This is a genomic window from Haloferax sp. Atlit-109R (assembly GCF_003665865.1).
GTDB lineage: Archaea > Halobacteriota > Halobacteria > Halobacteriales > Haloferacaceae > Haloferax > Haloferax volcanii.
The window spans coordinates 1-22,462 of record NZ_QPLO01000004.1 but is presented as its reverse complement, the minus strand read 5'-3'; the positions used below and the strand labels follow the sequence as shown (position 1 = coordinate 22,462).

The window sequence follows — 22,462 nt, the reverse complement described above, 5'->3', positions numbered from 1 at the left end:
GTAGCCGTTAGAACTTTTTGCACGGAGACTGTTGCAAGAGATAGTGAAGCATCTCGACGAGATCACCGTCGAGGAATTGCACGACGCCCTCGACAACGTGGACGGAAAGAAGCCGACACAACGGCTCTTAGCAGCTATCGCGTACAAGAACGGAGTCACACAGACTGAGCTAGCCGAGTGGTACGGCGTTCAGCGCCGGACAATCTACAGTTGGCTCAAGCGACTCGAGACTGACGAGTCGCTTGAGCAAGCCGTCTCTGATGATAAGCGAACCGGGAGAAAGCGAAAACTCTCAGAAACACAGCAAAAAGAATTCGAAGAAACTCTTCACGAACCACCCCAAGAAATCGGCATCGACGCGCCGGCGTGGACGCCGGCGCTTGTCCAAGATTTTCTTAAAGAAACCTACGGTGTCGAGTATTCAATCCCAAGCTGTCGGCGGTTGCTGAAAGAAGCGGGATTGAGCTATCAGAAACCACGCCGTACAGCCGCCGAAGCTGACGAAGACGACCAAGAAGCGTTCTACGAAGAACTCAAAAAAAGCGGCGGGAGATGGACGCCACCGTAGTTTGTATCGACCAAACCAAGAAATCCGTGCAAGTCGAGCCGCGTGCCGCGTGGTTTCCGCGCGGCACGCGGCCCTCGGTCAAACTCTCTGGTCAACGCGACTGGACGTGTCTGCTGGGCGCGATCACCGAGGACGGTGATCGCGGTGATCGCTTCTTCTCACGATTCGAAGAGTACGTTACCGCCGAACACGCGAAATATTTCATTTTAGCACTATGTAAAGAATTTGAAGATGACCTGCTCGTAGTGCTGGACGGAGCGCCGTATTTCCAGGCGTCGGCCGTCACGGACCTGCGGCCCGTGACGACCTCGCATTCGTGAGGCTTCCTTCGTACTCGCCGGAGCTAAACCCGGTTGAGGAGTGTTGGAGACAATTTCAAGCAGCTCTGAGTAACCGGTTCTTCGACTCACTTGACGAGCTAACAACAGCGATTGATACTGCCCTTGAGCAACTTTCAGTTCCAAACGTAAGTGATTACTTCTAATGACTACTATAGTGCGAGGTATCTGCGAGAGCAACTCGTATAGGATGTGTCTCGGGATAGATCACGGCCAACCCTCCGATAACTCCTCTCGGTGCTCGTTCATCAATCGTAGGAATGGTTCGATTTCTCCGAACCGAGAGCCACGTGCAAGCGTTTCTGTTTCGGGCGCCCAGTTGACGAATCCCTGGTCGTCTAACTTTGGAAGGTGAGAGTGGACGAGTTGAAGCCGAAGAACATCAGGTTCGCTATCTTCTCCCGGCCGTCGGTTCACTATGAAATTCTCCCCACCTCGTGACTCGTGGCCAGCGAGTGCCCAAAGGATGCGACGGTGGTACTCATGGCTGAGTACGGAGAAGATTTCGTTGAGTGGAGTGGCTGCGCCAGTTGTTTGCTCATCTGTCATTATCTTGGTGATCCATTTGCGGAACAAGTCGTTCGTAGATGCGTTCCACGCGACCACCGCGCGAAGAGAACTGGAATCTGTCGAACGGGGAATTCCCGTTCAAGTGACCCTTGTAATACTCGGAGTCGAACGCACAGCACCTGTTGTCCGTGGTAGAAATAACTGTTCGAGAGCGTAAGTAACTGTTGTCGGTCCTTCTTCAATTTCTGTCGCGTCGCTCAAGACGGTCTCACTGAAGAAAAGCATATAGAGTGTTAACTCTGTACGGGTCATACGCGGGTATGTCGTACTACAAGGCTTCTTTCAAGACCGAATCCGTGGTGGACTCGAATGCAACCCGGCGCATCTTAGCGCTGGCTACGACACGATTCGAGAAGAACCGCGCGCCGCCCGGGAGGGTTCGGAAGATGCAAGTAAACTCCTCGAATCGTTCAAAACGCTCCGAGGTCCAGCCAAGTCTCCATCACCTGGCATGCTGACCGTCACTTACCGAAGGTCCGACAAAGAGTTCGGTTCATCGACAACCCATGACTGAGGTTCGAGGCATCCGAATCACGCTCGTTTTTCTTCGAACTCGAACCGTTGTACACCAGTCGTCTCAAGTGATGTCTTGGGCTTCCGTCTCGAATCTGAGTGAACTGACAGGGCCGAACCAGTCGGACTCGGCTCCCCAGTGTGCTACGTCGTCAGCGAGACGGTGTGGATACCAGACCTTTTGCCTCGCAAGCGTCACCTGTCTGTATGCCCTTTTTTTTACCATCTCTGGTAAGCCAGTTCTTGGTTTCAACTTCTGTGACTGCCGAGATGCTTGTCGTCTTCATGCTCATTCTCCTCGCACTCGTTCTCTTCGCACTCGTTCTCTTCGCGACCGAGTGGTCCCCAATCGACGTCACTGCTATCTTGGTGATGGTACTGTTGATGGTTCTCGAACCGTGGACACAGATTTCCCCGCAAGCGGGCATCTCGAGGTTCGCCAACCCAGCCACAATTACTGTGCTGGCTATGCTCATTCTAAGTACAGGAATCAATCGAAACGGAATCGTCCAACTTATCGGCCGGAAGATGGCCGCATTCGCTGGGGCTGACCGGCGCAAGCAACTCGCTGCGACGGTCGGCATCACCGGCTCCGTCTCGGGGGTCATCAACAACACGCCGGTCGTCGCGATTCTGGTCCCGATCATCAACGACCTCGCACACAACGGCAAGACCTCACCCTCGAAACTGTTGATGCCGCTGTCGTTCGCGTCGATGCTCGGAGGGACGCTCACGCTCATCGGGACGTCGACGAATATCCTCGCGAGCGATATTGCGGCTCAAATCGGTGCAGAAACCCCGAGCTTGGTCTCCACGCATTCGGAATGTTCGAGTTCACCAAACTCGGGGTGATCGCCTTCGCGGTGGGTGCAGTCTATCTGATGACGGTCGGCGTTCGACTCCTCCCCGAACGAATCCCAGCCGATGAGGATCTCGTAGAGGAGTACGCTCTCCAAGAGTACCTCGCAGACGTCGCCGTTCCTGCGAACTCGCCGTTGATCGGACAGACAGTCTCAGAGGCACTGGGTGACGACGAACTCGATATCGACGTGTTACAACTAATCCGATACGGTGAGCGCTTCTCGGAACCGCTCGCCCGAAAGGAGATTCGCGAGAGTGACACACTTCGACTCAGGACGAACCGAGAGACGCTCGAACAGATCATGGACGCCGAAGGTCTCACACTCGCGGGTGGCCCTCGCTCCGAGGGTGACTTGCATCCGGGCGAGGAAGAACCGGTTCTCGTCGAGGTCGTCATCCCGTCGGGCGTTTCTCGTCGGTGAATCCCTTGCGAGCTCGACGTTCCGGCAACGCTACGATGCGAACGTCCTCGCCTTTCGAACACGGGGCGATGTCGTCCGAGACCGATTTGAAAACATCCGTATCCGTGTCGGAGACACACTCTTGGTGCAGGCACCGCCGGACAGTCTCACCCGCCTCGTCGAGAACGAGGATTTCATCGTTGCCCACGAGTTTGACGAGGTGACCTACCGCACGGAGAAGATTCCGTTTGCGGTGGCGATTATCATCGGTGTCGTCGCGCTGCCTGCCTTGAACATCTTCCCCATCGTCGTCTCGGCGCTTGCCGGTGTTGTTGTGATGGTCTTCTCCGGCGTCCTCAAGCCGACAGAACTCTATTCGTCTGTCGAGTGGAACGTCATCTTCCTCCTCGCGGGTGTCATCCCACTCGGTATCGCACTGCAGCAAACGGGTGCAGCGGCGCTACTAGGCAATGCTGTCGCTTCGACTGCGGCGTTCTTACCAGCGATCGGTGTCCTCTGGGTGTTCTACGTTGCGACTGGACTGCTGACGAGTGTCATTAGTAACAACGCGAGCGTCGTGTTGATGATTCCCGTAGCTGCCAGCGCCGCCCAGTCGATTGGCGCGAACGCGTTCGCGTTCGTTCTCGCCGTGACGTTCGCTGCCTCGACGGCGTTCATGACACCGGTCGGCTACCAGACGAACCTCTTCGTCTACGGGCCTGGTGGCTACAAGTTCTCGGACTTTCTGCGGGTTGGTGGGCCATTGCAGTTGCTGCTGTCGGTCGTCACTGTCCTTGGAATCGCGTTCTTCTGGGGGGTCCGTGTTTGACGCGAGTGTTTTAACTCAGCAGTGAGAGCATCCCCAAAGTAGTCGTGAATTTTGTGGACTCTGGGTCCAGAGCGTCTCTTGGCCGTGTGGTCTACTCGCCAATTGTGAAGTGTGGGTCGGTCATCTTTACTGTATAGACACGCTCTCTCGGAATGTACGTGTACTCGTCGTCACCGTGGTGAATTTGCTAGTGGTCCTCTCGGTAGTTCAGTTGCTCGTCGTCGATCTCTTCCGAAACAGTGTCGTCCTCGCCTTGATAGACAATCATCGCCATACACGACAGTATGCGGGCCGCGCGGATAACGTGGCGGGTCATCAAGAGGTACTAGATTATTTTTGACGCTGTCGTTTAATCTAGGTAACAACATGCGCATCGTACTCTCACTCGGCGGGAGCATCCTCGTGCCGACGCTTGACCTAGAGCAATTTCGAGAGTACGCAGCCGTCATCACAACACTCGCCGAGGAGCACGACGTCTGTGTCGTCACCGGAGGTGGGTCTCCTGCATGCGAATTCATCGATGTAGGGCGAGCTCTCGGTGCGAACGAAGTCGAACTCGATCAAATTGGTATCGGGGTTACTCGGGTGAGTGCCCGACTTCTCATCGCGGCGATCGGCGACGACGTCGTCTCGTCGCCATCAAAAGACTACGAAGCGGCGGGCAGAGCGCTCCGCGGCGGAGATATAGTCGTAATGGGTGGAACAGCACCCGGTCAAACTACTGACGCGGTGAGCGCACTCCTTGCTGAATACATCAACGCAGAACTTCTCATCTATGCGACGAACGTGACTGGTGTCTTTAGCGCGGATCCCCATACTCACCCAGACGCAGAACCATTCAACAAGTTACGCGCGAGCCAACTCGTTGAACTCATCCTCGATATCGACAGTACTGCCCGGGGTAGTGTTCCGATCGGCATACTCGCCGCGAAGATAATCCAACGTGCAAACTTCGAAACAGTAGTTATCGACGGAACCGATCCTGAGTACATCCTCTCCGTTGTGCGATCCGGTGAACTTGACGGGACGAGAATCACCTCAGACGGTGACGATGACACGCCGCCTGCTGAAACATGACTGCTGTTATCCTTGTGGAGAACGATATCTGCGTATGTCTCGTCACGTGGCTTCCTTCGAAATTGACTCACAAACTGATTCGTATGCCGCTCGACGCATCCTGGAGCGAGTATACGATACGATTCGAGAAGAGTCATCGAGCGGCCGGGAGGACTCACCCGACACGAGTGAACTCCTCGAATCGTTCAAAGCGCTTCGAGATGCAGCGAAACGTCCGACAGCAGGCAAGCTGACGATTACCTACGAACAATACGACGACGAGTTCGAGAACTGAACTCGCAGACCAACCGTTACCGAAAGCCGTACGTCTCAGTCGGCAACCCGCCAACGCCCCCAAGTGTCTCATGTTCGTAATCGTCGGCTAGGTGTCGAGTACACCGCCGCACTGACACACCCACCATCCGTAGATGTTGTACAAACGTTCATTCGCCTTGCACCCCTTCTAGAATCATGGCCGAGTTTCCAGACGAACGACAACTCGTACTCCGGGCGCGTTCCCAGTTAGACCAGTGGACGAGAAGTGCCCGGATGGAGGCGTACACTGAATTGTTCGAAAGTGACGACTCCATCCTCTCCCCCAAAGAGGTACAGCTGCTCGATGCGCTCGACTCCGAACTGGAGCGAGAGGGCGGCGATGGTGTCTGGGGAAGCGATCAGTACGGCATTCACACCGCAGGGACCTCGAGTTCGGATATCTCACTCGGCGTCGTCTGTGTGTACCACCCACAGATCACCAAAGACTCCGTCCTCCGTGGGGCCGACGAACTTGACGATGAGGCCGAAGAGCGACTCAACGCAGCACTCTGGCAATATAGTGAACGGGTTGCCACACTCATCGAAGAGAAACTCCACGAGTTCACCCGTCAAACGCAGAGTTAGGTCCCGGTCAGATCGACTTTCGAGTGATCGTACGTATCTATTGTATTTTGGCGAGATAATCCCGGCGTCGATAGTGCGAAGGATATCACCCGATTTCCGCTGACGAAAAGCACTGCCGAGAATCCCAATCGTCGGAGAATGTTCGTTACACCGGTTATGTCACTTATCACCTTCACGAGCGTAGTTGGTAACATGGCTCGTGAAATCAAGTTCAGCGACATTTCGACCTTGCTCGATGAGATTGATTATCCCATCGGACGGACTACAGCATCGGAAGAGCTCTCCGATGTTAGGTTGATATTGGCCGACGGTGAAACAAATCTCGGTAAATTGGTTTCAAAGACCTCTCGTGAGTCATTCGAATCGGCGGCCGATATTGAGTCCGAACTCCACAACGTACTTCCGCGGGAGGCGGTTGGGGAACCATATCAATCTGAGGGAGACGCATAACGACTCAGATTCCGGGACTATAAGATGGCGGATTTGCCCGGGTCCAGCGACTAACAGCCCTTTTGCATCCACTGTTATCCGACTCGGGCGCATTGGAAAGGATGCCAGACGACAACCGGAGCCGAGATGATAATACAGACGACGAAAAGCGACAACAGCCAGCGCGCGAGGTAGAGACGGTACGTGATCGCGCCCATGAAGCCCGAGCGATGAGCGGTGACCCTCGTGGAAGGCTTGGTGACCTCGATGAGGCACTCGAAACCCACAGCTATCCAACCTCGACAAACGAACTGGTCGAGGCCTATGACGACTACGAGATCGAAACGCAGGGCGGGACGGAATCCCTCGAAGAAGTGCTTGGCCCAACCGAGAATCAAACGTACGACTCCGCCGATGATGTTCGAAGTCGGTTGCTAGGACTGATACATCGGTGATCGCTGTTGTCTCGATATCCACTTCTCGGTTCACTCCTCGGCCACAGTCTCCACGTAGTCCTCGAACTGACGGCTGACATCGAGACGGTAGTTTTTCAGGATATCTCGGCCGAGCAGGAGTGGGTAGGTCATGTGAGTGCGGTCCTCGATATTCGCCGCGACAGTGTGCTGATGCCCACCGATTCCGATAACGAAGTCTACGACCGCTCGTGCTTTCGATTGATTCGAACTCGCCGAGCGCACACGCGAGACGGTGTGAATCGGTCCCGTTCCGATCTCCGCTGCGAGCCGGAGGTCGATACTAGTCCTGGCTGCCCCAGAGTCCGATTTGGCGGTAACGGTCTTTGTCCCGCTGGTTCCGCTAACCACGACCGACTCGGTCAATCCGATGGTAATCGGCTCCTCTGAGATGGCTCGGATCGGAGCCGGTTTGGAGGACGGCACCGAGTCGTCGAGCGTAGACGCTAGCTTCTCTACTCTGTCCGGATCGACCGATCCCCCTGCGCGCTCTATGGCTAGCCTCGCGATGTGCGGCGCTGGGCTTTGGCCTGTTGCACGATACAGGCCTCTGAACCCGGCCGTGGGATTGACCTCCAAGATGTACGTCGTCACCTTCGATGAGGTCGACGCCAGCGTAGTCGAGTTCGAGTGTCGACGTCGCCCGACAGGCAAGGTCGAACACCGCTTGCGGTGCTGCGTCGGTTGCATCCTCGACGCGTCCACCGAGCGCGACGTTCGTTCGCCAGTCGCCCTCGATGGCATACCGATACATGGCCCCGACCACCTGACCGTCGACGACGTACACTCGCAAGTCTCTGGGGGTCTCGCCTGTTCGTCCGACGAACTCCTGGATGAAGGCGCGCCGATTACCGACACTGGCAGCGAGCGAGTCGTCCACACGTACCTTCCAAGTTCCACCGCCGTGGGTGCCGATGGCCGTCTTGTAGACGGCCTCCTCGGCGAACTCGTCGCGAATCTGGTTGAGATGGTGGCTACTGAGCGAGAGGACGGTCTTCGGGACGGGGAGTCCGTCGTTGGATAAGGCGACCGCTGCGGCGGTTTTGTGTGTGGCCCGTGCGGTCGCATCTGGTGTGTTCAGCATCGGTTTAATCCCGGAGAGGGTCTGAGCCAGTCCCAGTTCCTCGAACGGTCGGTCGGTGTTTGAGAGGAGGTGTCGGTTGGCCACCACATCCACGTCTGGACTGAGCGTGGTCTCCCCACCTTCTAAGCGGACAATTATATTCTCCAACCGAAGCCACTCAGTCTCGTGACCCAGCGCCTCTACGGCGTTCAGGATAGCCTTGGTCTCCTTGCTGTCATGGAGACTCAAGACACCGACACGGACCGGACTCTCGTTCAGTGGTGTGCCTCCGTCCGGGAGCGAGGACGTTCGAACACCTGGTTCGAGCGGGCCATCTACATCTCTCGTCATAACCGTTGATACGGGATGGAGAGCGGAATAGTCCTCCGTGCTACCCAAGCGTGACTTCGACCAGGGACATCTCGTTCGCAGGAACGACACGTTCGAGGACTGTCTCGACCTCGACACACGTCTCTGGCCGGTAGCTATCGATTCCGAAGCTCTCGGCGAATCGCTCGAAGTCGGGGGTCGTCAGTTCGGTTCCGAAGTGTTCACCGGTGTGTGCCACTTGATTCTCCGAGATGAGGCCGTATTTTTGTGACAGACGATAGTGAATTCGCTTGCTTCGGAGAGTGACTCGTAGGGTGACCGAACCGGACCCATCGTCCTATATTTTAGCGGACAGGTGAAAGAAGAAGAGAGACATTTCACAGGAGCACGACCTGCGCCAGTCCAAGGAAAATAAAGAACCCGAGGACGTCAGTTGCGGTCGTGATGAAGATGGTCGCAGAGGTTGCCGGATCGTAGCCAAGTCGGTCCAGTACGAGCGGAACGAGCGCGCCGAAGAATCCGGCGATGACGAGGTTCAACACCATCGCGATGCCGAGGACCAGTCCCAACATGGGACTCTGGTTGAACAGGGTGGCGATGACGGCCACGATACTACCGGTAATCACGCCGTTTGCACCCCCCGCAAGCACCTCGTTGCCGATGGCACGTCCCCCTGACCGAAGCGAGATTTGCTCTAGTGCGATTCCGCGGACCATCACAGCCATCGACTGCGTGCCGGCATTCCCACCCATTCCAGCGACGACCGGCATGTAAATCGCCAGCAACGTCAACGCCGCGATTGTATCTTCGAATAATCCGACAGTCGCCGCAGCGAGAAAGGCGGTCCCGAGGTTGATGATGAGCCACTTGTACCGCCGGCGGATCTTCTCGAAGGAGCCATCGAGAACGCTCTCCTGCTCGTCGACACCGGTGAACTCATAGAGCGTCTGGCCGGCCGCTTCCTCGATGGCCTGCAAGAGGTCGTCCGCGTAGATGACTCCGAGAATGCTGTCGTCTTCGTCGAGGACGACGATTTTACTCTGAGGGTTGGCCCTGAACGCCTCGATGACCTCAGACTCGGGCTGTGCGTATCGAACCGTTGGGGTTGGGCGGAGATACTCGGTGATGACCGCCGACCCGTGACCAACTAGGGCAAGAGTATGGCCAGGTAACTCTCCCAACACCTGGTCGCCGTCGGTGACGAAGACAGTCGGGAAGCGCCCTGTTCGGGCCTCGTGGCGTCGGACGAGCCGTGCCACCTCCTCGAACCCTCGATCCTTGTCGACGGTGACGTAGCCGAGATCCATCATACCGGCGGCGCTGTCCGGACTGAACTTCAGGAGGAACTCGATCCGCTCTCGTCGGTCGGAATCGAGCTGACCGAGCACGGCCTCCTGAGTGTCTCCGTCGAGTAATCCAATCGCATCGGCCGCATCGTCGGGGTCGAGTCGACGGACGAATCGCCGTACCTCCTGGCGGTCCATGTCGTAGAGCAGGTCTCGCTGAATCGACTCGGGTAGCTGGAAGAACACGACTCGTTGTCGTGTCCAGGGCAGTGCTTGGAACTCCTCACCAGGAGTCTCCGAAGTGGCTATCTGCTGTTGGACGTCAATTGCGGAGTCTTGCATACGGTTACCTCACCTCGCGTCGCATAAATTCAGGAAACAGACGTGGCGTAGCGGAGTGTGGAGGATTCGAACCAATCTCGGGAGATACGTCGGGCATCACGCATCACTTTTTCTACCCACGGGACCGCTCGTGCTCCGGTGCGAGATTTAAAAATACGTCTTCCTCGGCTCCACACTCCGGACAAGTGTGGACGAAGTGGAGACCATCCTCATCGCGCTTTTCGATCCGCCACTCCGACTGGGCACGAGCTTCGTTCCCGCACACTGGACAGCGTTTGGGGTGGTCCTGGAGATATGTGCTCATGAAATCGATGAAGGACTTCGTCCCGTGATGGTGTGACCGCATTATCTTTGTGTGTACGGCGGCCACGCTATTAGTTATTATTTCTTGAGTTGACTGTTTGCACGCGAGAGAATGGTCGATACGTGTTGTAGAACTCGTCGAACAGGGTTCAGTATGACTCCCCGGCATCGATAGCCAAGATTCGACTCAAGGACTTGTTTTAGCTGAAAGTCTGTGTGGGAGTACGGACAGTATGTGTGTACTGTGAAAACAGACGACAGGGTGAACTGTCTCCCCAGTGTATACTACACAGGGAGATGAATGGGCCGTGTCGCCCCGCCTTCTCCTCTCTGCGTCCAGTACGCAAAGCCACCAACTATGACTGAACATACAAAGAAAACGATTGAAACGCGAACGATAGACGGCGTCGAAGCACTGGTCAACGTAGATCCGGAAGAGATCTTTATCGATCTCCCGGCGTCGAATCCACGGTATATCCGTGTTCAGGAAGGCGACCGCATCCAGGAAGGTGACGTCGGTACTCAGTCGACGGCTGAGATGGCCGGGCCGCTACTCACCCATTGGGTCGTCGAATCGATAACCGAAGAAACCGTGATAGGAAGGGATACCGAGACCAACGAGACACGGGAGTGGGACCGCGAACAGCTGGTTCAGCGCCTTGGGATCGGTGGACTCAGTGCAGAGCTTTCGACGTTCGATCGGGTAAGCGTCACCGAACTCGAAGAGTGGCGCGGGAGGCACACCTCCGAAGGTTCTGAAGAGGTTAAGCCGTATGTTGTCGTCATTGCGTACGGCAACAACGGGGGGAAGTTCACGCAACTGTATGCGGCAACCGAAGCCGGTGACTGGGATTCGCTAGAAGTAGTACAGCAGGATTCACACGTCCAGGCATTCAGCGACGAACTACGGACACACTTCGATGACGCCGTCCGCGAGGCGCTCGAAGTCGAGCAACGGTATCATTAGATTCAACATTGGTACAATCGGTCTCTCACAGACTACCAACCAATCGACGCACACCGTTTCTTTCGATCGGCTCCTTCCACCCTTCCCTGGGGGGAATGGAGTCCGTTACCCGACGAGCCACCATCCGTAGAGGTGCTCTTGAGCATCAGCGTCGGTTCGCTTCTTCGACTGACCGTAGGTCTTTCCCTTGAGAAGTTGGCGTTCGACGGCGTTCGCTGCGAGGCGGAGGGCGTGGGAGGCACCGTAGCCTTCTCCATCTGCCGTGAAGTAGCCACGGTCGGTAACTAGCCGAATTCGTGCCAACACGAGTGGGACGCCCCGGTTCTGTTCCTTGTGCTCCTGCAGTTCGATGCTGGCCTTGATGACGGTCATCTCACCGTACTTCGAGGTCATGTTCTCTATCAGTGCGGAAACATCGTCGTAGTCCATCCCCTCCAGCAAGTCGAGCCCAAACACTTGGACTGCGTTCCGGTCCTGGCGCTCCCAGGTGAGTGCCTCGATGACGTCTGTCTTGGTAATGATACCGACTGGGTCGTCAGTTTCGTCGGCTGTGACGACGAGCGATGAAATCTCATGCTCAAACATCGTCTCGACGATTTCGTCGAGCGTCGCGCTCCGCTTGACCGTCACGACTGTGTCGGACATCAGATTCCGCACCGGCAGGTCGAGCATCCGGTCTGAGTCTCCCTCACGGGCTCCGAATCCACCGTGGCTGCCCTCAGAGCGTCCCCGGCCACCAAAACTCCCCGGCGAACCACCCTGGCTCTTGCTCCCACCTCGCGTCGTAAACTCGATAACGTCGTACAGGCTCACCACCCCCACGAGTTCGTCTCCGTCGATAACGGGGAGGTGGGCGATACCGGATTCCCGAAGCATGTTGAGCGCTTTTCCGATTGTCGTGTCGGGGGTCGCGCTGACTAGCTTCGACGAATACGCGTCGTCGACGGTCACAGCGTCGAGAAACGGACGCACAGCCTCGAGAACAGCATCTGCAGTCACCACACCGACGGGATGGTCGCCATCCAGTACGGGAAGTGTTTTGGTGTCACTCCCGATCATGAGTCGTGCGACTTCGCGGACGTCCTCGGTACGTTTGACAGTCGGGACGTGCTGTACCTGTGAGCCGACCTTCGCAGATGGTTGGTTGGACGAGGACGCCAGCTGTCGGCGACTAACGATGCCGCGATACTCGTCGCCGTCTGTTACGACGACGGCATCGAGTTCTTGATTCTCGAATGCGCCGGCGACCTTCGAGAGCGGTGTCCCAATATCGAACTCGGTGAACTTCGTGGAGAGGATCTCTGAAATATCCATGAGTAACTCTCTAGCGGGAGGGGTGCAGGACGGTTATGTCTGTCTCACCCCTAAGTCGAGTAATAGAGACGTCCGAAGGGCTGTCATGGGAGAGGACGAGCGCCAGCAGTCCACTGAGGATGGGAATTGCGCCCCTGTCTTCTTGTAACTCAAGGTCGCATACGCGATGTATGGTCGTAGCAGGTATTCGAGAAACACGATAAGCCCGTAGACAACGAACATGGCATATCCGACAGCGACGAACCCAATTCAGCGATTACGTTCATCTTGCCACGCGAGGTAGCTGAGTGGGCTGAGGCCAGTGACGAAGACGAAGATGCCGAGACCGACGAGCTTTACAACCTCGGAGGATGGAAACTCCCCCCGCTTTTTGATTTTGTATAGCATTATACAATATATTGGATATTGCCTCCCTGGCAGCCACACTTTACTAATTGCGGTTGTGTGTAGACCACTCCTGCACAAGCCAAAGTATTAACTCAACAGGAGAAAGTCGGTGAGTAATGAAAATCACCGATTCAAAATCACCCCAACACGCAGCGAGCGGGTTACTCCCCGGTGAGAAAGCGTGAATCCGGAGGCTGACTCCCAGGGTTTGGAGGCTGAAGAGACAACCTCAGACGAGGGACCGAGAGAAAAACGCTACAAATGGTCCCAGATGAGCCTCGACGAACTCGTCGACGTCTACTGGCAAGACATCGCACCGAAGCGATATCGTGACGGGTTCGACGAAGACCGTGACGTTCCGACCTACGAGTGGCTCACTAAACACGGATACAGTGGTATCGCGTACGCGCTGCGCGAGCATCACGACCTCACGCCCAAGCAGTTCTTCGTCGACGTCGTCGGCCTCGAAGACGAAGGGTCTGAGGAGTGGGAGTGGAAGGTCGACCACGACGCTACTGTCAATTCTCTAGAAGTATACCTCAACTCGATACAAACTCGTGGTGGACGTGCAAAGAGTACAGTCGAGACTCACCGGACGCGACTAGCGAAGTGGGTTCGGACGTACCGAGAACTACACGAGACGGATGCATTGCTCGAACCACTGTCTGAGTTAGAACAGCAGCCGCGTGAAATCGAGCGATGTCTCGCCGTCCTCGACGTGTTCGACGAAGAGCTATCGACTGATCGGTCGAAGCTCGAGTACCTACACGTCGCAAGAGCGTGGTACGCGTTCGTGAAACGCCGGAAGTACGCGAAGTACAATCCACTCTCGGAGGCTGGCGAAGAGTTTGGCTGGGAGGCCAGTGGGCCAGACCCTCAGGCATTGTCGGCGTCGCAGGTGCGCCGCATCTACAGTGAAGTGGATTCGCCCGAAGCAGAGTTACTCGTGGTTGCGCTTGCTGGCTGGGGGTTACGACCTTCAGAGGTTGCCGCGTTGCACGTCGACCAGGTGGTCTTGAATTCTGAAGATCCACACCTGTCGTTCGGTGATGGTGAGCGGAAGAACGGCCCTGGTGAGGTGACGTTGCTGTACGGCGTGGATGTCGTCGCTGATCGGATTGACGCGCTGTCTGACCGTGAGAAGTGGAACGGGTATCTGTTCCCCTCCCGGTCTTCGTCGACGGGCCACGTGTCAGTTAGTACGATACGTCGTCGGTTCAAACATCTAGCTGATACTGCTGGCGTGGTTGTCGATGGAGATACGCCCACACCGAAGATGGGCCGGCGGTTCTGGTACTCGGCGTATCAGGAAGCAGTTGGTGAGGTTCTAGAGGGACTGGAGGGGGTTGCCGAAGATCAAGGGAGTTCGTCGACGGAGGTTGTGCTTCGTAACTACCTGTCGAGAGAACAAGAACGGAAGGCTCGGCGAAGAAGGATGTACGAGAAATTAGAAGCGGCATTTGAATCCTGAGTCCACTCCTCCCTTCGATTACGACAGATGGCCCACGTGGTTTGTTTAGGCGGATCACTGAGGAAAGCGGTGTGGAAGTCGAACACCCCAAGCACGAGTATCTCGCCCCTCACGGTGGCCTACTACTGATCTTGTTCACCTGATGCTGATGGAAGTCTCCCCCGCCGACCGATGGGGGATCAAATGCTGAGGGCTACTCTCCGCTTGGTATCGACAGTTTATCCCGGTAATCATGCCCCCAGAGCGGATCACGGCCCATCTCAAACAGAACCCGCTCAATAGCAGGAACAACCGCCTCCACATCCTCCTCGTCAGCTTCGGGAATCATCTCGACAACACTCTTCTCAAGCGCTCCTCGCACAGAAGCGACGTACATCTGGAGCACATCGTCCAGAAGACTGTGACCGTATTCATTGAGGAACTCTTGAACCGCTTCATCAGTGTACGCCTCTCCGACCAGACCGATAATCTTCGGCCCGACCAAGCTGCCATCGCCCACCTTTTCCACGTTCTCTGCCTCGGCCTGGAAGAAATTCGCTTTGTACCCCGTAGGCTGGCCCTCCGATGCAACCTCTACCGCACCGATTTCCTCCAATTCATCTATGTCGTTATACAGCGTCGACTGCGGGGTATCTCCGTCAAGATACTCCAGTAACTTGGAGACGGTGATCCCATCCCACAAGAACGGGTCGTTATCCGATTCATCAACCACGACGTTCCCCTCTACATGGAGGGTGAACCAAATATGGGCTAACCGAGGAGAATCAAGAAGCCGACCAATAGCCACCAAGTCGTCAACCGTATTCCCAAGCGAATCAACTGTCTCACGGCCAATTCCATCCATACAGCGTACTTTCCAAGTTTCTTATAAAATTATACCGCTTCACTGTCAAATGTGAGATCACTTTTTACTCAGAGTTGCCACCGACACCAATCAATCAGACAGATATAAACATTATCTCGCGAGATTATCTCAACGACCAGAAGGCACAGTTTCGGAGTTTGGGTTCTGTTGTATGGCTTATTTTCACGTAGATTAGATCTGATTAGGTTCTCACCTTGCGTTTGTCGAATTCATGATAGTGAGATTGTTCAGAAAAATTATTGAATGACATGAAATCAAAATCGATGGACAACTCCTCTTTCATTGTAGTAATTCATGAACAGAAGGCACGAAACAGTTCCACCCTCCAAGATTGTGCCGGGAGATCTCAAAACAGAATGTAGTGATCCTCGTTACTCTGAGATCTGTTCGATCCGCTCAAATGCCTCCCGCTCGCCAACGCGAGTCAGTCGGACCTTGGTTCCTCTCCCGTTACCACTTTGGCGGAGGCTTTGATTCGCTACACTATAGTCGTACATCTGGTAGAGGTTGTTCGTGCTGACGCCTGAATGTTCAAGCGCATCCTTGAGGTCGGAAACCATCACTGGTGACTCATCATAGCACTCTTTCCATGCGCAGAGTAGCAGAAGCGAGCCGGTAAGCTGTTGGTCTTTCACAGTCTCTCCAAGTTGCTCAGTATTGGTGAGGATTAGTGGTGGCTCTTCAAGTCCTGGGTCAATGTCTATGACTTCACTTACGTCTCGGAGGGATACATCCACCTTCCGCAGCAAGCTAGACAATGGACCGGTGTAACCCGTTGATGCCGCATCTTCAGTCTCCTCCTCTTCTGATTCCGTGTCCACCTTCTGGTTGTCATCAAGCCGTTCCGAACCCGATTGACCACTGTCTTCAGTTGGCACCGCCGATTGCACACTCAATTGACTGAGGGTCGACAGCTGCTCCTCGCGACGTTGGATGAAGTCCATTAGCTGGACCAGCTCTTTCTCGTAGTCTTCTTCGCTATCGGCCGTAATCTCTGCCTCTAGCGGCCCAATTTGTAGCGAGAGGTGTATGTCCATTCAAATGAACGATAGAATCATCATGTTATAGTTATTTGCTTCAGATATCGACTTCTAAAATTGCCCAATTAGAACTCATAGTATAGCAAATAGTTATATTAATGCTGTCAGTATTGACTTCATGGAGATTAATATCACATTCCGAGACGGTCCGATAGACGTTGAGATTACAGCAACCGAGGAGGAATCGTATACTGACGTTCTCGAAGAGCTTGGACAGTTTGTGGAGAAGTATGACCCAATCGGCTACCAGACGCAGAAACGACCTGACCAAGAGAATCCTAGTGAGGAGACTGAGGAAACCTTACATGAGGGCGGCGAACAAGGGAGCATCTCAGAGTTCACCGAAACTGATGATGAGAACTCCTACTTCGAGGTAGTGGATGCGACAGATTCAGAGCTCCTTCGAGTTCTCACACTCGGCTCAACTGACGGTGATGATATTGATGAATTCCCGCAAATTATCGGCGACGTACAAGTACTGGGTGACTCGAACCAAGATCGCCTGTTGAATGGTTCGAGCGTCTTGCTAACTGTGCTGAGCGAAGTCCACGGTGTTTCTCGAGCGAGCACTTCGGAACTCAAGAATGCACTCGACGAGTCAGGAATAGACATCGGTAATTGGGCAAATGTCGGCCGGCCTGCAAATGCGGATGTCTATCTCAACCGCCGTGGCTCTGGATCAAGCGCAACGACTGAAATTAGAGAGCCAGGCAAAGAAGACGCCTATGAGCAGATACAGGCTCTCGTCGACAATCTTCAGAGCCAAGAACCAGCTGCAGAAAAGTAATTCTACGACAGTTTAGAACAACTCACACACCAATAGAATTATGCTGATAGTCTCTCTCGGTCGGTTCGAAATGAGCGATAGCGAAGAGGATCCCCTTCAACGGGTCGTCGTGGATAAAGAAGCGATCAGCCGCGAACAACTCGCCGATGCAATCGACGGTGTCCTGGGTGTCGATGGTGACAGTGGTGAACTCGTGCCTCAGGCCGACTACCATGAATTAGATAACAAGTCGAGGTTCGTTGCACGCCTTTTGGCGCGACGCGCTGCAGTCGCTCTCGACATCATCGATGAAGAGGAAGTCGGGGCCTCAAGTGGTGACCTCGCGGAGCGAATGGGTCCGAGCTCAAGCACTATTCAGAACTACGGAAGCTTAGATTTCGTCACTAACGACGATGACCACGGTGGATACTACATCCCAAGCCACTCGGTCGGCCTCGCGATCGAATATCTTAGCGACGACGCCGAAGAATAACCACCGCTAGTCATCTACTTCGACTACACACAGCTACTCTGCTTCGAGGCAGTCCAGCGCCTCTTCTACCCTGAAGCCGGGAATGTGGTACTCTCCGTTGTTCTCCCCGTCATAGATAAAGCTGTATTCGTTGATGATCTGTCGAACTCGCGTCGACGTAACATCTGCGCGCTCACTCGACGAGATCCAGTTTGCGGTCAACCCTTCTTGCTCAGTAGCTCCGATATCTACGGCTGCGCGCTGAGCGACTAGAAGCACAATCACCTTCTCTTTGGCCGTCGCCAGTTGGCTAAACCCACGGCTCGGGTGAATCCCTCCGCCGTTAATTTGCACAAGGCCATCCAGTGCATCGCGCACAGCTCGGCGGTCGAAATCATCTGACGATGTCTCGAGTTCCCGGAGGGGGTTGCCCTCAGTAACTGGTTCGGAGAGTTCCTCGATTAGTGCCCCGATCTGCTCCATGTTGTCGGTCTCATCACCATCTCCGTAGACTCGCAGGACTTCGGCTAGCATCCAGGAACACATCGCAATACCAGCCTGTGTGTCCGCATGGTTGACTGGAACCTGAAGATTTACGTGGACCGAATCACGGTTGTTCCGGATATCATAGGCCGCTCGAATTACATTAGGAACTTGCACCCAGATACTCTTCGGCTCGTCAGTACCGTACTTCCCTGAGGTGGATCCGTTAACAAAGCCGGTGACATCAGGCCGCGCTTCGACTGATTCACCCATTGCATCCAAAAGGATGTTCACCATGTTCTCACAGAAGTTCCCGATGTGAGTTCCCGCCTCGTCGTATTCTCCTTCTTGGATCCGCCTTTGCATCGACTGGTAGTGATTCAGCAACCGTTCTACGGACTCCTCGTGGAGACCACCTTCAAGGAGCTCCTGCTTAACTTTCTCCAAGCTCATTACTGAGTACCACTGGTAGGTTCATTGAAACATTTGTGATTGTGGCTTTCCATTAGATTGAGTTTATGTACGCAACAGAATACCTGCTCAGTGTGCCCACCCCTAATAATTCAACCACAAGACATATCGTCTTTGCACGTGACAAAACCACATGACGTGACACTCATAAGGAACACCAATGCCTAACAATGAGCTATATCCTCTCGAAGAAATTATAGATGCAATCGAGAAGTTACATGATCACCAACCATTCGTTACGACCAGCGATGTTGCCGAGATAGTCGGCTGTTCGAGAGAAACTGCTAGGCAGAAGTTCCACGAACTCGTCGACGACGGTGCGCTCGAATCTCAGAAAATCGGGGCTCGAGCAAAAGTCTGGTACGACCCACGATTTATAACGCACCGTTCCCAGTTTGTTTCGGACGACCAAAAGAATGAACCTGAAGCTGCTGCCGAAGAAGCAATCCCTGACCGGCAGGATCGCAACCCTTCCACGAACCAAACCCTTGACGAGGGTGACGAGCGTGTCCTCTTTTTCCCGAGTCGTCGTGAGGTCGTTATCGATTCTCCAACCGACCACAGCCAACGAATTCTCTCCCAGACTGCCCATTTGATCGACTCAACTGGGGACGGCTACCTCTACAAGATCGGACAGGTCGACATCTGGAACGCACCGTATGATTCGTTTGAGGGGCTACGACGAGACCTTCTCGAACTCATTGGAGACGACAATTGGGATGGGGGATTCGAAAGCCGGATCAAGGACGACTGGGATCGTGCCCATCAGTTCCGCCTGTTCACACATCCTGACGGCTACGTTGTACTCGGGGCTGCGGACCCAGAAGTCTTCGAAAACGTCGCGAAGCGGAAGCTCGAATACGGCGATCACTACAGCCAGTTTATTTCGGACACCCAACTCCGAGTGACAAACGGAAGTGCTGCGGCAGTCAAAGAGGAACTGTATGACGCAGGGTACCCAATAACGGACGAACGTCTGCTCGAGGAAGGATCGAAACTCAGTATCCAACTCTCCAGTAACATCCAGCTCCGTGACTACCAGCAGGATTGGGTCGATCAATTCTCGATTCGCCGTAGCGGCGTGTTCGTAGGTCCTTCTGGGAGCGGGAAAACCATTGCAGCTATCGGCACGATGGAGGCCATCGGTGGAGAAACGCTCATTATCGTTCCGAATCGGGAACTCGCCCAGCAGTGGAAAGACGAACTCACGGAGAAGACCACGCTCACTTCCAGACAAATCGGACAGTACCACGGTGGCACGAAGCAAATCCGACCAGTGACGATTGCTACCTATGATACTGCATCGATGAGCCGTCACCGTAAGTTGTTTAACGAGCGCGACTGGGGGCTTGTGATTGCTGACGAGTGTCACCACTCTGCCGCCTCGACATGGAAGCGCTTCCGGGAGATTCAATCAAAAGCACGCCTTGGTCTGTCTGCTACTCCGGTAAGGGAAGCACAAGATTCGAAAGAGATCTACACGCTTATCGGGCCACCGATCGGGACCGATTGGGGCTCGCTGTTCGCGGAAGGGTGGGTCGAGAAGCCCGATGTCGAACTGATCCCAGTGCCGTGGGACAGCAAACAGGCTCGGGACCGATACCAGCGTGCTTCGGGGAGCAAACGGCAAATCGAAGCGGCGCGTAATCCGAAGAAACACGATGTGATCCGGTCGCTGCTTGAGAGCCATGACGGTCAAAAGACGCTAATCTTTGTCGATTGGATCAAACAAGGAAAAGATCTCGCGGACGACCTGGGCTTGCCATTCGTCTACGGCGATACAGATCATAGCGATCGTGAGGACATCTACGATGCGTTCCGGGCTGGCGACCTTGAGTCGCTCATCATCTCCAGAGTTGGTGACGAAGGGATTGATCTCCCGGACGCGGAGGTAGCAATTCTCGCGTCAACGATGGGATCGTCACGGTCTCAGACCGGGCAACGGGCGGGGCGGACCATGCGGCCGCTCGGGGACGCTTCCGTCTATATTCTTCTCACGAAAGGGTCAGGCGAAGAGGACTGGGGCCGAGAGAGTACCCAGTACCTCGCCGAGAAAGGCGTGGATGTGACGAAAACTGCGTGGGACAACGCGTAGCGGAATGATGCTAATTCGATAACAAATAAGAGCCAGTAATCACTGGTTCTATCTATGTCCGACGATCCCGATTCTGAGAGCCTACGACTCCACGTTAGCATTGGAGATGTCACGATTGACGTTGAGGGCCCGGTTGACGAAGCCGAGACGTGGTTTGAGGGGCTTCGCGAAGATTACCTGAGCGATGTGGGTGCGGAGACTGTTCAGGCCGCTGCAGACGGCTCTGGCTCCGTTTCAGAGTCACCTCCCAACCAGTCCGAGCAGGATTCAACGACAGCCACGTCGGGCAAATCTCGGTCGCTCACGGAATTTTACAGAAGTGCAGATAATCCGACGAAGAAGGATGCTGCACTCATCGTTGGATGGTACCTCGAATACCACGAAAACAAATCTGACTTCACTTCCTCCGAGATCAAAGAGATGGCACAGGACGCCAAGATCAGCTTAGGAGCCAATGTGTCCCGTGACCTCTCAAAGCAGATAGAAAGTAGTCATATCGAGAAGGTTGATGAACGAGACGGCAAAGATGCGTATCATCTCACGATCACGGGAGAGAGATACGTCCAAGACAACCTACTTGGTCTGTAACTTCCGGTAAGCTGATTAGACAGTCTTAACGACATTTTGGTATGGTTGACAACGCAGATCCCTTAGAGGGGCTATACATGAACCGTGATGACTTCGACCGAGAGCGACTATTCAGTGCCCTCTCAGAAATCGTGGGGATCGATGAGGAAACGGGCTCCCCAGTGTTTCTTGAGCCGTATTACAACCTCTCGAATAAGGAGCGGTTCGTCGCTCAGCTGCTCTACAGACGGGCAGCTACCTCGCTTGGGGAACTTGGCGAAGACAAAGAAGGGGCGAATGCATCTGAGTACGCAGAGTCGTTGGAATCCAGCAAGAGCGCGGTTCAAAACTACGGTAGTGAACTCTCGTTCGTTGAGTCAGACGACGAACGAGGTGGGTATGTGATTTCTGACCACAGTGTAGGTGCAGCAATCCAGTTCTTAGAAGACGAGAAATAATCACACCTCACAAAGCATCTTTTACTACCGCTTCTGAAGCCTGAATGCTGTATTGGAGCGGTTGCACTGGCGGCCTCGACGATTGTTCGATGACCTGAACTTTCTTCACACGCACTCGGAGTGGCTCGTGGCCTCACTACGGTGACCCCATCTCACGATACTACTCGCAACGATTTCTAAACTGAAAATACCACAATTTGCTTCGATTGCAGTCGTGATTCAGAACACTTGTAGTGAGATATCCTTGTGGTCATCGAGGTACTGCTCAGTCTGCCCTTCTCGCCAACCGAGTGGCGAGAACACGCTCTCAGCGGCACGGGGTAGCTGCGTACATCAAACTCGTCCAGACCCCCAGAAGCGATCCCAACGCGGTCAGATGACTGCTTGCTGTCGTCGACGACATACTCGACTCCTATCCCGGAGACCGCACCACACCACGACTCTCGGCCCGCTCCAGCGCAGCAACGTTCCGGGTCGACTGAGTATACTCATCGAGCGGTTTCGATACACGGTTCTTTACAACGAGATCCACAACATCCACTCCCCGGTCTGTAGCTTCTGAACCCACCCGCATCAACCACTCACAGACCACCTCCACATTCCAGTGTTCGTTGAGCGCTGCAATCAGGTTTTTCTGCACATCCTCTCGTACGGGCAGATATCGAAATGAGGGTCCCGGCAGTTACAACAATTCCGTTGTGCTAGCACTTTTCCACCTAAGCGAGGTTATCCGGACAAGTTCAACTAAGCATACTACTTGAACAGGCCCTCCATTTATATATAAAGTATAAGTAATTGGGCGAACTTACTCTTTAGTATGCAAAGTAGCACGAATATAGTCCAC

The 22,462-nt window shown here is 54.6% G+C and carries 19 protein-coding genes and 4 pseudogenes; 14 read left to right on the top strand and 9 right to left on the bottom strand.

Annotated features, from left to right (window positions below):
- Nucleotides 1–43: 43 nt before the first annotated feature.
- Both DVK03_RS17835 and DVK03_RS17825 read left to right on the top strand, forming a co-directional pair.
- Nucleotides 44–1,052: pseudogene (locus DVK03_RS17835) on the top strand (IS630 family transposase).
- Between the two features lie 1,207 nt (nucleotides 1,053–2,259).
- A pseudogene (locus DVK03_RS17825) lies at nucleotides 2,260–4,080 on the top strand (SLC13 family permease).
- Nucleotides 4,081–4,267: 187 nt separating this feature from the next.
- Here the strand turns inward: DVK03_RS17825 and DVK03_RS20455 are convergent.
- Complete coding sequence (locus DVK03_RS20455) at nucleotides 4,268–4,396, bottom strand: hypothetical protein (RefSeq protein WP_255409756.1); 129 nt, start codon at nucleotides 4,394–4,396, stop codon at nucleotides 4,268–4,270.
- A 50-nt stretch (nucleotides 4,397–4,446) separates the two neighbouring features.
- On the opposite strand from DVK03_RS20455, the gene pyrH reads away from it, so the two are divergent.
- The 5 genes from pyrH to DVK03_RS17800 all read left to right on the top strand — a co-directional run bounded on the left by pyrH (nucleotide 4,447) and on the right by DVK03_RS17800 (nucleotide 6,920).
- Nucleotides 4,447–5,157 (top strand): UMP kinase, encoded by a 711-nt coding sequence (pyrH, locus tag DVK03_RS17820; RefSeq protein ID WP_115803393.1) that lies wholly within the window; start codon nucleotides 4,447–4,449, stop codon nucleotides 5,155–5,157.
- 34 nt (nucleotides 5,158–5,191) lie between these two features.
- Complete coding sequence (locus tag DVK03_RS17815; protein ID WP_115803392.1) at nucleotides 5,192–5,431, top strand: hypothetical protein; 240 nt, start codon at nucleotides 5,192–5,194, stop codon at nucleotides 5,429–5,431.
- Between the two features lie 176 nt (nucleotides 5,432–5,607).
- Nucleotides 5,608–6,036, top strand: coding sequence for a hypothetical protein (locus tag DVK03_RS17810; RefSeq protein ID WP_115803391.1), 429 nt, complete (start codon nucleotides 5,608–5,610; stop codon nucleotides 6,034–6,036).
- A 192-nt stretch (nucleotides 6,037–6,228) separates the two neighbouring features.
- Nucleotides 6,229–6,486, top strand: coding sequence for a hypothetical protein (locus DVK03_RS17805; protein WP_115803390.1), 258 nt, complete (start codon nucleotides 6,229–6,231; stop codon nucleotides 6,484–6,486).
- Between the two features lie 101 nt (nucleotides 6,487–6,587).
- Nucleotides 6,588–6,920, top strand: coding sequence for a hypothetical protein (locus tag DVK03_RS17800; RefSeq protein WP_115803389.1), 333 nt, complete (start codon nucleotides 6,588–6,590; stop codon nucleotides 6,918–6,920).
- Nucleotides 6,921–6,950: 30 nt separating this feature from the next.
- On the opposite strand, the pseudogene DVK03_RS17795 reads toward DVK03_RS17800, so the two are convergent.
- From DVK03_RS17795 to DVK03_RS17785, 3 genes and pseudogenes are all read right to left on the bottom strand, one after another.
- Nucleotides 6,951–8,280 (bottom strand): annotated as a pseudogene (locus tag DVK03_RS17795) (RimK family alpha-L-glutamate ligase).
- Nucleotides 8,281–8,392: 112 nt separating this feature from the next.
- Nucleotides 8,393–8,593: pseudogene (locus DVK03_RS20485) on the bottom strand (thiamine pyrophosphate-dependent enzyme); the annotation flags it as partial.
- 115 nt (nucleotides 8,594–8,708) lie between these two features.
- On the bottom strand, nucleotides 8,709–9,959 hold the full coding sequence (locus tag DVK03_RS17785) for a magnesium transporter (RefSeq protein WP_115803388.1): 1,251 nt from the start codon (nucleotides 9,957–9,959) through the stop codon (nucleotides 8,709–8,711).
- 604 nt (nucleotides 9,960–10,563) lie between these two features.
- Here DVK03_RS17785 and DVK03_RS17775 point away from each other — a divergent pair.
- A complete protein-coding gene (locus DVK03_RS17775; RefSeq protein WP_147438235.1) occupies nucleotides 10,564–11,229 on the top strand; it encodes a hypothetical protein in 666 nt (221 codons plus the stop codon).
- A 105-nt stretch (nucleotides 11,230–11,334) separates the two neighbouring features.
- Here DVK03_RS17775 and DVK03_RS17770 read toward each other — a convergent pair whose 3' ends face one another.
- Complete coding sequence (locus tag DVK03_RS17770; RefSeq protein WP_115803385.1) at nucleotides 11,335–12,543, bottom strand: CBS domain-containing protein; 1,209 nt, start codon at nucleotides 12,541–12,543, stop codon at nucleotides 11,335–11,337.
- A 658-nt stretch (nucleotides 12,544–13,201) separates the two neighbouring features.
- Here DVK03_RS17770 and DVK03_RS17760 point away from each other — a divergent pair.
- Nucleotides 13,202–14,401: a site-specific integrase gene (locus DVK03_RS17760; protein WP_115803384.1), complete on the top strand. Its 1,200-nt coding sequence runs from the start codon at nucleotides 13,202–13,204 to the stop codon at nucleotides 14,399–14,401.
- Between the two features lie 193 nt (nucleotides 14,402–14,594).
- On the opposite strand, the gene DVK03_RS17755 is transcribed toward DVK03_RS17760, so the two are convergent.
- Nucleotides 14,595–15,245: a hypothetical protein gene (locus DVK03_RS17755; RefSeq protein ID WP_115803383.1), complete on the bottom strand. Its 651-nt coding sequence runs from the start codon at nucleotides 15,243–15,245 to the stop codon at nucleotides 14,595–14,597.
- 392 nt (nucleotides 15,246–15,637) lie between these two features.
- Nucleotides 15,638–16,303: a hypothetical protein gene (locus DVK03_RS17750; RefSeq protein ID WP_115803382.1), complete on the bottom strand. Its 666-nt coding sequence runs from the start codon at nucleotides 16,301–16,303 to the stop codon at nucleotides 15,638–15,640.
- Nucleotides 16,304–16,424: 121 nt separating this feature from the next.
- On the opposite strand from DVK03_RS17750, the gene DVK03_RS17745 reads away from it, so the two are divergent.
- Both DVK03_RS17745 and DVK03_RS17740 read left to right on the top strand, forming a co-directional pair.
- Nucleotides 16,425–17,093 (top strand): hypothetical protein, encoded by a 669-nt coding sequence (locus DVK03_RS17745; protein ID WP_115803381.1) that lies wholly within the window; start codon nucleotides 16,425–16,427, stop codon nucleotides 17,091–17,093.
- 70 nt (nucleotides 17,094–17,163) lie between these two features.
- Complete coding sequence (locus tag DVK03_RS17740; RefSeq protein ID WP_147301750.1) at nucleotides 17,164–17,565, top strand: hypothetical protein; 402 nt, start codon at nucleotides 17,164–17,166, stop codon at nucleotides 17,563–17,565.
- A gap of 33 nt (nucleotides 17,566–17,598) precedes the next feature.
- On the opposite strand, the gene DVK03_RS17735 is transcribed toward DVK03_RS17740, so the two are convergent.
- Complete coding sequence (locus DVK03_RS17735; protein WP_115803379.1) at nucleotides 17,599–18,480, bottom strand: hypothetical protein; 882 nt, start codon at nucleotides 18,478–18,480, stop codon at nucleotides 17,599–17,601.
- 178 nt (nucleotides 18,481–18,658) lie between these two features.
- Here DVK03_RS17735 and DVK03_RS17730 point away from each other — a divergent pair, with 178 nt between their 5' ends.
- Genes DVK03_RS17730 through DVK03_RS17720 form a run of 3 tightly spaced genes read left to right on the top strand, consistent with a single transcriptional unit; the run spans nucleotide 18,659 to nucleotide 21,618 of the window.
- Nucleotides 18,659–20,593: a DEAD/DEAH box helicase gene (locus DVK03_RS17730; RefSeq protein WP_199505996.1), complete on the top strand. Its 1,935-nt coding sequence runs from the start codon at nucleotides 18,659–18,661 to the stop codon at nucleotides 20,591–20,593.
- Nucleotides 20,594–20,647: 54 nt separating this feature from the next.
- A complete protein-coding gene (locus DVK03_RS17725) occupies nucleotides 20,648–21,181 on the top strand; it encodes a hypothetical protein (RefSeq protein WP_115803378.1) in 534 nt (177 codons plus the stop codon).
- Between the two features lie 41 nt (nucleotides 21,182–21,222).
- On the top strand, nucleotides 21,223–21,618 hold the full coding sequence (locus DVK03_RS17720) for a hypothetical protein (RefSeq protein WP_115803377.1): 396 nt from the start codon (nucleotides 21,223–21,225) through the stop codon (nucleotides 21,616–21,618).
- Nucleotides 21,619–22,030: 412 nt separating this feature from the next.
- On the opposite strand, the gene DVK03_RS19755 is transcribed toward DVK03_RS17720, so the two are convergent.
- On the bottom strand, nucleotides 22,031–22,258 hold the full coding sequence (locus DVK03_RS19755; protein ID WP_147301749.1) for a hypothetical protein: 228 nt from the start codon (nucleotides 22,256–22,258) through the stop codon (nucleotides 22,031–22,033).
- Between the last annotated feature and the right edge of the window lie 204 nt (nucleotides 22,259–22,462).